The sequence below is a fragment of the Streptomyces sp. NPDC087859 genome (genome assembly GCF_044742595.1).
GTDB classification, from domain to species: Bacteria; Actinomycetota; Actinomycetes; order Streptomycetales; family Streptomycetaceae; genus Streptomyces; species Streptomyces canus_F.
The window spans coordinates 272005-284776 of sequence record NZ_JBIUUU010000004.1 but is presented as its reverse complement, the minus strand read 5'-3'; the positions used below and the strand labels follow the sequence as shown (position 1 = coordinate 284776).

Below are 12772 nucleotides of genomic sequence, written 5' to 3'. Positions count from 1 at the left end.
CCCGTCAGATTAGCTGTAGCCTGACGCACTGTCAGCCTGGAGGACAGCCCCGCGGAGGTGCCCCATGACCGGACTCAAGGACGCCACCGCCATCGTCGGCATAGGCCAGACACCCTTCGCCAAGAACCTCCCCGAGGACGAGAGAACCCTCGCCTGCCGTGCCGTGCTCGCCGCCCTCGACGACGCCGGTATCGCCCCGGGAGAGGTCGACGCCCTCGCCTCCTTCACCATGGAGGAGACCGACGAGGTGGAGCTCGCGAAGGCGGTCGGGTTCGGTGACCTCACCTTCTTCAGCAAGGTCGGGTACGGGGGCGGGGGCTCCTGTGCCACCGTCGGTCATCTCGCCGCCGCCATAGCCACCGGCCAGGCGAGCGTGGGGGTGGCGTGGCGGTCGCGGAAGCGGGGGTCCGGGCCCCGGCCCTGGCGGAACACGGCCGTTCAGCTGCCGACGCCGGCCCAGTGGACCCGGCCCTACGGCCTGCTCCGGCCCGTCGACGAGATCGCCATGCTCACCCGCCGCTACATGCACGAGTACGGCGCGACCCGGGACCATCTGTTCAATGTCGCCCTCGCCTGCCGCAACAGGGCCAACCAGAATCCGGCGGCCGTCATGTACGAACGGCCCCTCACCCGCGAGATGTACATGACCTCCCGCTGGATCAGCGAGCCACTCTGTCTCTTCGACAACTGCCTGGAGACCGACGGGGCGTTGGCGTGTGTCGTCGTCAGCAGGGAGCGGGCACGGGACTGCCGCCACAGGCCCGTCCACGTCCACTCCGTTGCCCAGGGGCTCCCCGCCCAGCACCACGGCATGGTCAACTACTGGAACGACGACCCGCTCACCGGCCCGGCCTGGACCGCCGCCCGGCATCTGTGGAAGCACGCCGACTTCACCCCGCAGGATGTCGACGTCGCCCAGATCTACGACGCCTTCACCGCTCTCATCCCGCTCTCCCTGGAGGGCTACGGCTTCTGCGGGCGCGGGGAGGGCGGCGCCTTCACCGAGCAGGGCGCGCTCGAGATCGGCGGGCGGCTGCCGCTCAACACCGGCGGGGGCGGGCTCAGCGAGGCCTACGTCCACGGCTTCAACCTCATCAACGAAGGCGTCAAACAGCTCCGCGGGACCAGTACCGCCCAGGTCCCGGGCGCCGCGACCTGTCTGGTCACCGCCGGCGAGGGCGTCCCCACCTCCGCGCTGCTCCTGAGGACCTAGAAGGAGGCAACTCCCATGCTCACCCCCGTCACCGACTCCGACGGCGCCCCGTTCTGGCGCTACGCCGCCCAGGGCGAGCTCAGGGTCCAGGCCTGTGCCGACTGCGGCGAACCCCGCTTCCCGCCCCGGCCGTGCTGCCCGCACTGCCAGTCCTTCGAGGCCGAGTGGCGGCCGGTGTCCGGCCACGGCCGTATCTGGTCCTACGTCGTCCCCCATCCGCCGCTCCTCGCGGACTACGCGGCGCAGGCGCCGTACAACGTGATCGTCGTCGAACTCGCCGACCATCCCCGCGTCCGTCTCGTCGGCAACCTGGTCAGCGCCGCCGGGGCACCGCTCAACTCCCTTGATCCGGGCCGGATACGTATCGGCGCCCGTGTCCATGCGGTGTTCTCCGGCGGGCTTCCGCAGTGGGTGCTGTCGTGAGCGGCCTGGGGGTCGCCGTCGACAAGGACTCCGGCGTCGCCGTCGTCACCCTGGACCGGCCGCACCGGCTCAACGCGATCGACCTCGCCCTGCGGGACGCACTCGTTCAGGCGTGGCGGGAGCTGCGGTTCGACGACTCCGTGCGGGCGGTGGTCCTCACCGGCGCGGGTGAGCGCGCCTTCTGCACCGGGCTGGACCGGGACGCGGAGGTTCCGCAGCCCGGCTCCCCCTATATGGCCGACGATCCGCTTCTCCGTGTCGGGCCCAAGGCCAACGACCTCTGGAAGCCCGTCGTCACCGCCGTGCGGGGAATGGCCTGCGGTGGCGCGTTCTACCTGCTCGGCGAGAGCGAGTTCGTCGTCGCCGACGCCACCGCGACGTTCTTCGATCCGCACACGACGTACGGCATGGTCAGCGCGTACGAGTCGGTCCTCATGGCACAACGGATGCCGTACGGCGAGGTCGCCCGGATGATGCTCATGGGGACCGCCGAGCGGATGTCCGCGCGACGGGCCCACGAGATCGGGCTGGTCTCCGAACTCACCGAGCCCGGCGCCGCGTTGGACGCGGCGGTGGAGTGCGCCGCCGTCATCGCCGGGTATCCGGCCGAGGGGGTGCAGGGCACCGTCCGTGCCCTGTGGGCCGCCAGGGAGTCCGCGCTCGCCGCCGGCTTCGCGCAGGCCCCGCATCTCATCTCGCTCGGGAACCTGCCGGACGAGCGGCAGGCGGAGCTGTTCACCGCCCGCCGCCCGGAGTTCAGGACGCGCTGAGCTATCCGGCCACGCGCTGTGGGTCCACCAGCTCGCAGGTGCCGTCGGTCACCGTGGTGCTCGCGGTGACGACGGCGGAGTCGGTGGCGCCCGCGGCGACGGAGAAGATCCCGCTGCTCCCGGTCGCGACCGTCGTGCCGGCGGCGTCCTTGAAGGCGACCTGGAACATGTAGGAGTACGTCTCGCTCGTGCTGCTGTTGGTGGCGCGGACGTCGGCGGTGAGGGTCTGGCCCTCGACCGCGCACTCCTCGATCCTCAGGTCCTGGGTCGCCTCGCCCAGGGAGCTCGACTCGACGCCGCCGCCTCCGGAGACCGAACCGGAGTCGTCGTCGTCATCGTCATCGTCATCGTGGTGGCTGCTGCTGCCGCCGGTCGAACTGCTCGAAGAACCGCTGGAGTTCGAGCTGCCGCCGAAGCAGCCTCCGCCGGACGAGTGCCGGGCACCGGTCAGGGCGACGACCACCCCGACGACGACGGCCACCTGACGGACATGGCGAAGCTTCACTGCTGATCCCCCGTTGTCACAAGCCCCGAAAGGCACTGTCATGATCGTGAGCACGTCACGCTAACAGCCGTCATCCGGCGCCCGTCCCGCCCCGGGCGCAGCGTCTGTGTGAGAGCGGTGAAGGAACAAGGAATCCGCTCGCCGGTACGACGACCGTCCCGGCCGCGAGAGCCGCTCACGCGGTCCTGGCCGTCCCCGTTCCCTTCTCCGCGTCCAGCGCGTACACGCAGCGGTCCTTGCTGCACGCGTACACGACGCCGTCCTTCACCACCGGGGCGCCGGTGATCTCGCCGCCGGTCGCCAGCTTCCAGCGCAGCCGGCCGTCGTCGGCCTTCAGGGTGTACAGCAGGTGGTCCGTGGAGCCGAAGTGGATGCGGCCCTCCGCCACCGCGGGCGCGCCCACGATGTCGCCGCCCGCCTGGAAGCGCCACTTGGGCGTGCCGGTGACCGCGTCCAGGGTGTAGAGCCCCTTGCCGCTGCCGACGTGCACATGCCCGGCCACCACCAGCACCGGCTCGATCGAGGCGCGGGCCTCGGTGGCGATGCGCCAGCGGTCGCGGCCGTCGGCGGCGTCGAGGGCGTAGACCGTGCCGAGATAGTCGGCCAGGTAGACGCCACCGCCGGTCACGGCCGGGCCCGGCACGAAGGCGGGCGGGCAGAGGAAGGCCGCCGGGGCCTCGAAGTGCCACTTCACATGGCCGTTCGCGACGTCCAGCGCGAGCACCCGGGTGCCGGCCGAGACGTACACATAGCCGTCGGGCGCCTGCGTCACCCGGACCGGTACGCCGCCGCAGGAGGCCGCGTCGCCGATGGGGTAGGACCAGCGCTCGTCGCCGGTGCGGGCGTCCAGGGCGCGCAGCCGGGCGTCCTGCCAGACGTACACCGTGCCGTCGTGCAGCGCCGGGCCGGCCTCAGGGGACTCGAAGTCCGTCTGCGCCCCGGTGAGCTCCCACAGTTTCTGGCCGCCCGAGGCCTCCCAGCCCTGGACGCCGCCGCCGCGGCTGCCGGTGACGACCGTGCCCCGGTCGGCCTTGAGGGAGTACACCCAGGCATCCGTCTGGATCCGCCACAGGTCGGCGCCCTCGCGGGCCTCCAGGGCGAACAGGGTGGGGCCGTCGGAGGCGTGGATACGGCCGTCCGCGACCGCCATCGACCAGGCGACGTCCCGGGTCTTGAAGCGGCGGCGGCCGGTGGCCACATCGAGGGCGTGCACCTCGAAGGAGGTGACGTAGACGAGGTCGTCGGCGACCGAAGGGGTCCCCCACACATCGTTGGACATGCGGAAACGCCACGGTCGCCAGCCGCCGCCCGGCTCCTGCGCGGGCGGTGCGGGTACGGCGGGGCCCACGGCGGCGTCCGTGCCGTTGACACCGGGGCGCGGCTTGGACCAGCTGGCGACCAGGCCGGCCTCCGGCGGCGGTGCCTTCACGGCGGCGGCGCGGGCGTCGGAGACGCGCGGTCCCGGCCCGATGGGCACCTGGGCGCCCGCCAGCCGCACCGGGCCGGTGTCGGGGGCGCCGACGGGTACGGGGGCGGGGTCGTGGGAGGGCGGCGGGGGCAGGGGGGCGACGCGGCCGCCGCCACTGCGGCCGCCGGGGCCCGGCTTGACGGCCGGGCGTCCGTTGCGGCGTGCCTCGATCAGACCCACGGCCCGCTCGGGCAGCCAGGCCGACGCCGTACCGCTGTCGTCGGAGCCGGAGCCGAAGAGGTGCGGGGCGAGCTGGGACTGGAGGTCGGCCGGGTTGGGGCGGCCGGTGGCGTCCATCTGCATACAGGACTCGATGAGCGGACGGAGTTCGTCCGGGAGGCCTTCGAGGTCCGGGCCCTCGCGGAGCAGCATGAAGACCGTCTCGACCGGGTTGGCGCCGTGGAAGGGCGGGTGGCCGGTGGCGGCGAAGACCAGCATGGAGCCGAGCGAGAAGACGTCGCTCGCGCCGGTGACGCTGCGGGAGTCCTTGGCCTGCTCGGGCGACATGTAGGCGGGGGTGCCCACCGCCACATTGGTCATGGTCAGACGGGTGTTCGAGACGCCGGAGGCGATACCGAAGTCGATCACCCGGGGGCCGTCCTCGACGACCAGCACGTTGGACGGCTTGAGGTCGCGGTGGACGAGGCCCGCCCCGTGGATCGACTGCAGCGCCTCCGCGACGCCGGCCGCGAGCCAGCGCACCGCCTGGGCCGGCATCGGCCCGCACTCGTTCACTATCTCTTCGAGGGAGGGCGCGGGGACGTACGCGGTGGCCAGCCAGGGCACGGCGGCGCGGGCGTCGGCGTCGACGACGGCCGCCGTGTAGAAGCCGGAGACCGCGCGGGCCGCCTCCACCTCGCGCGAGAAGCGGACGCGGAACAGCTGGTCCTCGGCGAGTTCCGTACGGACCGTCTTGATCGCCACGCGCCGGCCGGACGCCGAGCGCGCGAGATAGACCAGCCCCATGCCGCCGGCGCCCAGCCGTCCCAGCACCTCGAACGGCCCGATCCGCCGCGGATCGTGCTGTGTCAGCTGATCCACCACTTGCCTGCCACCTCCCCGTACGGGCCGCGTCACACCCTTATGCACGCGACCCCGTGCAGCGTCTCACCACCGCACCGCCATGGCGGCACGCACCCTGATTCTTCCTGGCCGAGGCGCAGGTTGCGAACCCAGTTGCAAATCGGGATGTCCCACACCAAAACGGCGCTTTTCACCGCTCCGGTCGGCCGTCGAGACGTTCCAGTACGGCGAACGACGCCCCCTGATTGTCGGTGACGACGGCGACTTTGCCGTACGACGTCTCGAAGGGTGGAGCCTGGACCCGCCCGCCGAGCCGGTTCACCGTCCCGAGAACGGCCTCGCAGTCCTCGACTCCGAAGTGGACGAGGAAGTGGGGCGGCATCTCGGCCGGAAAGACGTCGGAGACGGGGGCGCGGCCGAAATCGGGCCTCGCGTCCGGTCCGAACAGGGCGTCATGGAACAGCCCGCCGTAGAAGGTGTTGGCGCCCTCGGTGTCCCGGGCGTACAGCTCGGCCCAGACGAAGGTGCCCGGCTCGTGCCGTACGCCGAAACCGGTGTGGGAGTCCGGCTCCCACAGGCCGAAGACTGCGCCGTCCGGGTCGGTGACCAGGGCGCTGGTGCCCAGGTCGCCGACCGGCATGGGGGCGGTGACGACCTGTCCGCCGGCGGCCCAGACCCGGTCGGCGAGGCCCTCGATGTCCGGGGTCGCGAAGTACACCGTCCAGACGGTGGGCATCCGCCCGTCCGTCTTGTGCGCGAGCGCGGCGGCGGGCTCGCCCTCCTTCAGGGCCCATACGGCCCCGCCGTACCGCTGCTCCTCGAAGGTCCACCCGAAGAGCTCACCGTAGAACCGCTTGCCCGCCTCCACGTCGGGAAGCTGCGCGTCCACCCAGCACGGGACGCCCTCTCCGTACGCGGATGCCCTGTTTTCGGCCATACCGCCAAACTAACGGCGACTCACGCAGCGCGCAGACCAGCGCACCAGTCCCGAAGTGCCCTCGCACCCCATTTGCAGTCGGCCGAATCGCGCTCCGATCACCCCTCGGTAAGCTGACGGCATGACAGGACAAGTGCGTACCGTCGACGGCCGCGTGGCCGGCCGGCGTGGGCAGGCGACCCGGCAGAAGCTGCTCGACTGCCTCAGCGAGATGCTCAGCTCCTCCCCTTACCGGGACGTCAAAGTCATCGATGTCGCCCGGAAAGCGGGCACTTCGCCCGCGACCTTCTACCAGTACTTCCCGGACGTCGAGGGCGCCGTCCTGGAGATCGCCGAGCAAATGGCCACCGAGGGCGGCCAGTTGACCCAACTGCTCGAGGGCAGATCCTGGGTCGGCAAGGCGGGCTGGCAGACGGCGCAGGAACTTGTGGACGGTTTTCTCGAGTTCTGGCGCAGGAACGACGCGATCCTCAGGGTCGTCGACCTCGGTGCCGCCGAGGGCGACAAGCGGTTCTACAAGCTCCGTATGAAGATCCTGAACTCCGTGAACAACTCCCTGTCCGACTCGGTCGCCGAGTTGCAGGCCAAGGGCAAGGTCGACAAGGACGTGAACCCGGCGGCGGTCGCCGGTTCACTGGTCGCGATGCTCGCGGCGGTCGCCTCGCACCAGAAGGGCTTCCAGACATGGGGCGTCAAACAGGCTGAACTCAAGCCGAACCTGGCGCTGTTGGTGCATCTGGGTGTGACCGGAAAGAAGCCGACCAAGTAACCGAAAGTCTTTTTCCAGGCACCAAGTCCTGTCTGGCGGGCGGTGGTTCACACGGGTGAGCCGCCGCCCGCCGTGTTTTCATGCCGGTAGCGGCCGGTCCTTCACGACGTGCTTCATCACCAGCGTGGACGTCAGCCGCTGCACCCCCGGCAGCGTGGCCAGCCGCTCGTCGTACAGCCGTTGATAGGCCGTGAGGTCCGCCGCGACCACCCGCAGCAGATAGTCCGGCTCCCCGAACAGCCGCTGCGCCTCCTGCACGCCCTCCACCTCCGCGAGCGCCCGCTCGAACCCGGCGACGGTATCCCGGTCCTCCTGCCGCATGGTGACGAAGACGAGCGCCTCGAAGTTCAGCCCGACGGCCGAGGGCTCCACGACCGCCCGGTACCCGCTGATGGCGCCGGCCCGCTCCAGCTCCCGCAGCCGCCGATGACAGGGCGAGACGCTGAGCCGCACCCTCGCCGCCAGCTCGGTCACGGTCAGCCGCCCGTCCTGCTGAAGCTCGGCAAGAATTTTCCGGTCCACGTCGTCCATGGGGGAGATCTTCCCCCAGAACATCCGATCAAGGGCAAATTTCAGGAACACTTTCGGGCCATTCACGCCTAATGTCCCCTACATGAACTCGGGAACCCTCCTCTCCTTCCTCGCCGTGGACCTCCTGCTGGTCTGCGTGCCGGGCGCCGACTGGGCGTACGCGATATCCGCAGGTCTGCGCGGACGCTCGGTGGCGTGGGCGGTGGGCGGCCTGGTGTCCGGGTACGCGCTGCACACGGCGCTCGCGGTGGCGGGCCTGGCGGTGCTGGTGGCCGGGGAGCCCGGTCTGCTGACCGCGCTGACGGTGGCCGGGGCCGGGTACCTGGTGTGGCTGGGGTGGAGCGTGCTGCGCAGGCCTGGCGTCCCCGGCGCCGCGGAAGGGCCCGTGGAGACCTCCGACGCCCGTGTCTTCCTGCGGGGCGCGACGATCAGCGGCCTGAACCCCAAGGGGCTGCTGCTCTACCTGTCGGTCCTGCCGCAGTTCCTCACCCCGACGGGCGCCCCCGTCCCCGTCCAGACCGCCACCCTCGGCGTCCTGCACATGATGTGCTGCGCCGCCGTCTATCTGACGGTCGGTCTCGCGGCCCGCGCGGTCCTGGGCGCCCGCCCGGCGGCGGCCCGCGCGGTCACCCGCACCTCGGGCGCCGCGATGCTGGGAATCGGCGCGTTCCTGCTGGTCCAGCGCCTGGCGACGCTCTAGGAGATCACTTCCGTACGATCCGGAACAGCCGTATCTCCCGCTCGATCCGGGCCTGGTACGTCGCGTACGGCGGCCAGAAGGCCAGCGCCGCCTTCCATACGGCGGCCCGCTCCTCCCCTTCCAGCAGATGGGCCGTCACGGCGATGTCGGCGCCCTTCCAGCTGATCCGGGCGTCGGGATGGGCCATCAGGTTGGCGGTCCAGGCGGGATGCCCGTCCCGTCCGAAGTTGGACCCGATGAGAATCCAGCTCCGCCCGCCCTCCTCGGGCATACAGGCAAGGGGCGTACGACGCGTCAGCCCACTGCGCGCGCCGACGGACGTCAGGATCACGCCCGGCAGCATCTGCGCGCTGAGGATGACCTTCCCGCGTGTGAGCCGGTGCACGGCCCGGTCCAGCACCGGAATGACATGCGGGGCGACCTTGGCGAACCCCCGGGTGGACGAGATCCTCTGTACCGCGCGCTCCCCGATCACACCGCCACCTCCGGCTGCCCGGCCACCTCGAAGAGCCGCGCCGCGTCGGCCGCGTGCGCCCGCAGCCGGTGCACCGGCCCGAACAGCAGCTCGTCACCCGCGGCCCGCTTGAAATACAGCTGGACGTCGTGCTCCCAGGTGAAGCCGATGCCCCCGTGCAACTGGACGGCCTCCCCGGCGGCGGCACGCAGCGCCTCCAGCCCCTGAGCGAGGGCGAGCCCGCCCACCCGCTCCCCGTGCGCGGTGGCCCAGGCCGCGTAGTACGCCGCCGAACGCGCCGCCTGCACCTGCACATACACATCGGCCAGCCGATGCTTGACCGCCTGGAACGACCCGATGGCCCGCCCGAACTGCTCCCGCTGCTTCACGTACTCGACGGTCCGCTCCAGCGCCCGGTCGGCGGCCCCGACGGCCTCGCAGGCGAGGAAGGCGGCGGCGAAGTCCCCGAGCCGGGCCAGCGCGTCCAGCCCGTCGGCACTCTCGTCGCCCAGCAACCGGGCCTCCACGTTCCGCAGTTGGAGCCGGGCGAGCGGACGGGTGGCGTCGAGGGCGGTCTGCCGTACCCGCACGAGCCCGTCGGCGTCCCCGGGGACGAGGAAGACCAGGGTGCGGGACCGGGCGAACCCGCCGGTGTGCGCGGCGACGAGCAGCATCCCGGCGGAGTGCCCGTCGAGAACGTGCTCGATCTCGCCGTACAACCGCCAGCCGTCCCCCTCTCCGCCGGCACCCCCGCCCTGGACCCGTCGAGCCTGTACGCCCCCCGCGCGCCCGCCCCCCGCCCAGTCCCCGCCGTTGTCCCCGGTGAGGGCGAGACCGGCGGCGGGCGCGGCGAGGGCGGCGGTGAGGGAGCCGTCGGCGATCCGGGGCAGCAGTTCGGCCCGCTGGACGTCCGTCCCGGTCGCGAGGACGAGCGGGGCGGCGAGGACGGCGGTGGCGAGCAGGGGCGAGGGGGCGAGGACCCGTCCCGTCTCCTCTCCCGCGAGGGCGAGTTCGGTGGCGGAGCAGCCCGCGCCCCCGTACCGCTCGGGAAGAGCGAGTCCGGGCAGTCCGAGCTGCTCGGAGAGGGTGGCCCACAACCCGGCGTCGTACCCCTGTGGGCGGTCGACGGCGGCCCGTGCCTCGTGTGCCCCGCACCGCTTGTGCAGGAGTTCGCGCAGGGTGCGGCGGATCTCCTCCTGCTCGGTGGTGAAGCCGGCGTCCATGGCGACCCCTTCCCTCCGGATCTGACGGTCCGTCATATTAGGAGCGGCGGGTCGATATGGACAGACAGAGGGAGAGACCATTCATGACGGCCGGAACCCGGAAAGTCGCAGTGGTCGGTGTGTCCCTGTCCGACTGCGGTCGGGTGGACAACGCGACGCCGTACACCCTGCACGCCCAGGCCGCCCGCCGGGCCCTGGCGGACGCGGGACTCGACAGGTCGCTGGTGGACGGCCTCGCCTCGGCGGGTACGGGGGTGCTGGCCCCGGTGGAGGTGGCGGAGTACCTGGGCCTGCGCCCCACCTGGATGGACTCCACCTCGGTGGGCGGCTCGACCTGGGAGGTCATGGCGGCCCACGCGACGGACGCGATAGCCGCGGGCCACGCGAACGCGGTCCTCCTGGTCTACGGCTCGACGGCACGGGCGGACATCAAGGCGGGCAGGCGCACCGGCGACCTCTCCTTCGGCGCCCGCGGCCCCCTCCAGTTCGAAGTCCCCTACGGCCACACCCTGATCGCCAAGTACGCGATGGCCGCCCGCCGCCACATGATCGAACACGGCACGACGATCGAACAGTTGGCGGAGGTCGCGGTCCAGGCGAGGGCGAACGCGGCCCTGAACCCGGAGGCGATGTTCCGCACCCCGATCACCGTGGACGACGTGCTGTCCGGCCCGATGATCGCGGACCCCTTCACCAAGCTGCACTGCTGCATCCGCTCGGACGGCGGGGCGGCGGTCCTGCTGGCGGCGGAGGAGTACGTACGCGACTGCCGCACCGCCCCCGTCTGGGTCCTCGGCACCGGGGAGCACCTCTCGCACGCCACGATGTCGGAATGGCCGGACTTCACGGTGTCGCCGGCGGCCGTGAGCGGACGCCTGGCGTTCGAGAGGGCGGGGGTGCGCCCGGACGAGATCGACCTCGCCGAGATCTACGACGCCTTCACCTACATGACGTTGGTGACGCTGGAGGACCTGGGCTTCTGCAAGAAGGGGGAAGGCGGAGCGTTCGTGCAGTCCCGCACGCTGCCGGTGAACACGGACGGGGGCGGCCTGTCGGCCCAGCACCCGGGGATGCGGGGCCTGTTCCTCCTGGTCGAGGCGGTGCGACAGCTGCGCGGCGAGACGGGTGAGCGCCAAGTGCGGGCCGGGGACGGCGGCTTGCCCCGCCTGGCCGTGGCGTCCGGCACGGGGGGCTGGTTCTGCTCGTCGGGGACGGTGATCCTGGGCCGGGGATGAGCCGGGCGCCGGACACCCCGCCTACCGTTCGCCCCGGACCGTGATGACGGCCTCGTCGTTGTCCGGATCCGGGTCCCGGCGGCCGACGTCCCAGGGGCCGGCCGGGTCCGGCTCCTCCAGGGACAGGGTGCCCTCGCCCGGTTCGCCCAGGGTCATGGTGAACTCGAAGGAGCGGGAGTCGCCGGGCTCGAGGAATCCGACGGCGCAGGTGTACGCGAACCCGTTGCTCTCGCAGTACTCCTGGTGGACGTCTTCGTCGATCTCCTCCATGGGCTGCTTCACCATGGCCGTCCCGAAGGGCGGGCTGAACACCACCTCGGCCGCCGCACCGGCGTCGGCGGGGCCGTTGTTGCGGACCGTGATCTCGAAGGTGCGCTCGTCGCCGGGTTCGCCGACCAGGGCCACATCGGAGACCTCGTAGTCGGCGTAGGAGTCGAGCACGACGTACGTACTCCCGCCGCCCCCGATGTACGGCCCCTTTACGGCCTTGACCGTCTCGGGCCGCAGTTCCGGGCCGTCACCGAAGTCGCCGCCCTTCGGATAGGTCTTGTAGTGCCCCGGCCCCATGTCCAGCGCCCACACGTCCTTGCCGTAGGAGACGTACATGTCCTCCTCCGTCGTACGCAGCCGCACGGCGGGCCGCAGGACGACGGTCTCCCCGGGATCGATCGTCAGCTCCGGGAACTCACAGACGGCGACATGGTCTTCGCTCTGCGGTGCGTAACGGCAGTTGGAGTACTTCTCGGCGAACCCCGCGGTGCTCGAGCTCAGTTCCACCCCCAACCCCTTCACCGGCAGCTCCCCGGTGTTCCGCACGACGACGGAGTCCGTCAGCTCGGCCCCGGGACGCGGCCCGTCCTTCTCGTACTCGGGCGCCAGCGCCTCCACCACCGGCTCCCCCACGACGAACCGGGTCCTCGCGGTGAGCTTCTTCCCGTCCTTCGTGGTGTACGTGTAGGTCACGACCGCCGAGTCCCCGACCTCGGCCCCCTCGGCCGCCACCACCTTGGCGCGGGGCGCGTCGGCCCAGTTGCTGTAGTCGCCGTCCACCTCGCACGTCACATGTGCCGAACTGCCTTCGCACCCGCCGTACTTGCGGATCACGACCGTGTCCTGCGCACCCTTCGGCACATCCGCGGCGAGCATCCGGACGCCGGGCTGGGCACCGTCCTAGGCCTTGAGCTCGTACGGCATCTTGTCCCGCACGCCGGCCTTGTCGCCCTGGGGGCGGAGGTAGAAGACCGCGGGTGCGGTGAGGGACGGCGGCTCTTCGCCGTCGCCGGCGCACGCGGTGAGGGAGGCGGCGAGGAGGACCGCCGCGGCCGGGCGCCTCAACGGACGGTGGGGGCAGGGGCCGTGTCGAGGCAGGCGGTGCCCGCGTCTGCGCTGCGGCTCGACGTGCACCACGTCCGTTCGGTGTTCACAGCTGTCCCGCTCTCCCTCTCCGGCCCGGGGATCAACGTACTGGCGCCGCGCCCTTCGACGCACCCGCACCGGGCGGGAACATCCGGCCCCTCAGCC

Annotated in this window: 14 protein-coding genes; 6 read left to right on the top strand and 8 right to left on the bottom strand. The window is 71.6% G+C overall.

Translation table 11 applies throughout. The features are described from left to right. Nucleotides 1-64 precede the first annotated feature (64 nt). From ACIOHP_RS11435 to ACIOHP_RS11425, 3 genes are read left to right on the top strand one after another with little or no spacing between them, the layout of a single operon-like run. Nucleotides 65-1213: a lipid-transfer protein gene (locus ACIOHP_RS11435; RefSeq protein WP_401885910.1), complete on the top strand. Its 1149-nt coding sequence runs from the start codon at nt 65-67 to the stop codon at nt 1211-1213. A gap of 15 nt (nt 1214-1228) precedes the next feature. Beyond that, nucleotides 1229-1636 (top strand): Zn-ribbon domain-containing OB-fold protein, encoded by a 408-nt coding sequence (locus tag ACIOHP_RS11430; protein WP_401885906.1) that lies wholly within the window; start codon nt 1229-1231, stop codon nt 1634-1636. Then, a complete protein-coding gene (locus tag ACIOHP_RS11425; protein ID WP_401885903.1) occupies nt 1633-2406 on the top strand; it encodes an enoyl-CoA hydratase/isomerase family protein in 774 nt (257 codons plus the stop codon). The genes ACIOHP_RS11430 and ACIOHP_RS11425 overlap by 4 nt, the downstream gene beginning before the upstream one ends. A gap of 1 nt (nt 2407) precedes the next feature. Here the strand turns inward: ACIOHP_RS11425 and ACIOHP_RS11420 are convergent, their stop codons facing one another. From ACIOHP_RS11420 to ACIOHP_RS11410, 3 genes are all read right to left on the bottom strand, one after another. Next, the gene (locus ACIOHP_RS11420) at nt 2408-2911 is read right to left on the bottom strand and encodes a hypothetical protein (protein ID WP_401885898.1); all 504 of its coding nucleotides are present in this window, start codon (nt 2909-2911) and stop codon (nt 2408-2410) included. A 175-nt stretch (nt 2912-3086) separates the two neighbouring features. Beyond that, a complete protein-coding gene (locus ACIOHP_RS11415) occupies nt 3087-5423 on the bottom strand; it encodes a serine/threonine-protein kinase (protein ID WP_361538365.1) in 2337 nt (778 codons plus the stop codon). Nucleotides 5424-5592: 169 nt separating this feature from the next. After that, nucleotides 5593-6339, bottom strand: a complete 747-nt coding sequence (locus tag ACIOHP_RS11410) for a VOC family protein (RefSeq protein ID WP_401885893.1) — start codon at nt 6337-6339, stop codon at nt 5593-5595. Between the two features lie 133 nt (nt 6340-6472). Between ACIOHP_RS11410 and ACIOHP_RS11405 the strand changes: the two genes are divergently transcribed. Continuing rightward, a complete protein-coding gene (locus tag ACIOHP_RS11405) occupies nt 6473-7108 on the top strand; it encodes a TetR family transcriptional regulator (RefSeq protein ID WP_046262934.1) in 636 nt (211 codons plus the stop codon). 78 nt (nt 7109-7186) lie between these two features. Here ACIOHP_RS11405 and ACIOHP_RS11400 read toward each other — a convergent pair whose 3' ends face one another. Beyond that, nucleotides 7187-7639 carry an Lrp/AsnC family transcriptional regulator gene (locus tag ACIOHP_RS11400; RefSeq protein ID WP_046262935.1) on the bottom strand — a complete coding sequence of 151 codons (453 nt, stop codon included), beginning with the start codon at nt 7637-7639 and terminating at the stop codon, nt 7187-7189. 82 nt (nt 7640-7721) lie between these two features. On the opposite strand from ACIOHP_RS11400, the gene ACIOHP_RS11395 reads away from it, so the two are divergent. Further along, a complete protein-coding gene (locus ACIOHP_RS11395; protein WP_401885887.1) occupies nt 7722-8339 on the top strand; it encodes a LysE family translocator in 618 nt (205 codons plus the stop codon). Between the two features lie 4 nt (nt 8340-8343). Here the strand turns inward: ACIOHP_RS11395 and ACIOHP_RS11390 are convergent, their stop codons facing one another. Both ACIOHP_RS11390 and ACIOHP_RS11385 read right to left on the bottom strand, forming a co-directional pair. After that, nucleotides 8344-8814: a nitroreductase/quinone reductase family protein gene (locus ACIOHP_RS11390; RefSeq protein ID WP_361538372.1), complete on the bottom strand. Its 471-nt coding sequence runs from the start codon at nt 8812-8814 to the stop codon at nt 8344-8346. After that, nucleotides 8811-10016, bottom strand: coding sequence for an acyl-CoA dehydrogenase family protein (locus ACIOHP_RS11385; RefSeq protein ID WP_401885881.1), 1206 nt, complete (start codon nt 10014-10016; stop codon nt 8811-8813). The genes ACIOHP_RS11390 and ACIOHP_RS11385 overlap by 4 nt, the downstream gene beginning before the upstream one ends. 83 nt (nt 10017-10099) lie before the next feature. On the opposite strand from ACIOHP_RS11385, the gene ACIOHP_RS11380 reads away from it, so the two are divergent. Then, on the top strand, nt 10100-11251 hold the full coding sequence (locus tag ACIOHP_RS11380) for a thiolase C-terminal domain-containing protein (RefSeq protein WP_401885878.1): 1152 nt from the start codon (nt 10100-10102) through the stop codon (nt 11249-11251). 21 nt (nt 11252-11272) lie between these two features. Here the strand turns inward: ACIOHP_RS11380 and ACIOHP_RS11375 are convergent, their stop codons facing one another. Next, nucleotides 11273-12355: a hypothetical protein gene (locus ACIOHP_RS11375; RefSeq protein ID WP_401885874.1), complete on the bottom strand. Its 1083-nt coding sequence runs from the start codon at nt 12353-12355 to the stop codon at nt 11273-11275. A gap of 66 nt (nt 12356-12421) precedes the next feature. Beyond that, nucleotides 12422-12586: a hypothetical protein gene (locus ACIOHP_RS11370; protein WP_401885869.1), complete on the bottom strand. Its 165-nt coding sequence runs from the start codon at nt 12584-12586 to the stop codon at nt 12422-12424. Nucleotides 12587-12772: the final 186 nt, after the last annotated feature.

Coding starts and splice junctions, on each gene's coding strand:
- ACIOHP_RS11435 (WP_401885910.1), top strand. CDS start 65: ATGACCGGACTCAAGGACGCCACCGCCATCGTCGGCATAGGCCAGACA.
- ACIOHP_RS11430 (WP_401885906.1), top strand. CDS start 1,229: ATGCTCACCCCCGTCACCGACTCCGACGGCGCCCCGTTCTGGCGCTAC.
- ACIOHP_RS11410 (WP_401885893.1), bottom strand. CDS start 6,339: ATGGCCGAAAACAGGGCATCCGCGTACGGAGAGGGCGTCCCGTGCTGG.
- ACIOHP_RS11400 (WP_046262935.1), bottom strand. CDS start 7,639: ATGGACGACGTGGACCGGAAAATTCTTGCCGAGCTTCAGCAGGACGGG.
- ACIOHP_RS11395 (WP_401885887.1), top strand. CDS start 7,722: ATGAACTCGGGAACCCTCCTCTCCTTCCTCGCCGTGGACCTCCTGCTG.
- ACIOHP_RS11385 (WP_401885881.1), bottom strand. CDS start 10,016: ATGGACGCCGGCTTCACCACCGAGCAGGAGGAGATCCGCCGCACCCTG.
- ACIOHP_RS11380 (WP_401885878.1), top strand. CDS start 10,100: ATGACGGCCGGAACCCGGAAAGTCGCAGTGGTCGGTGTGTCCCTGTCC.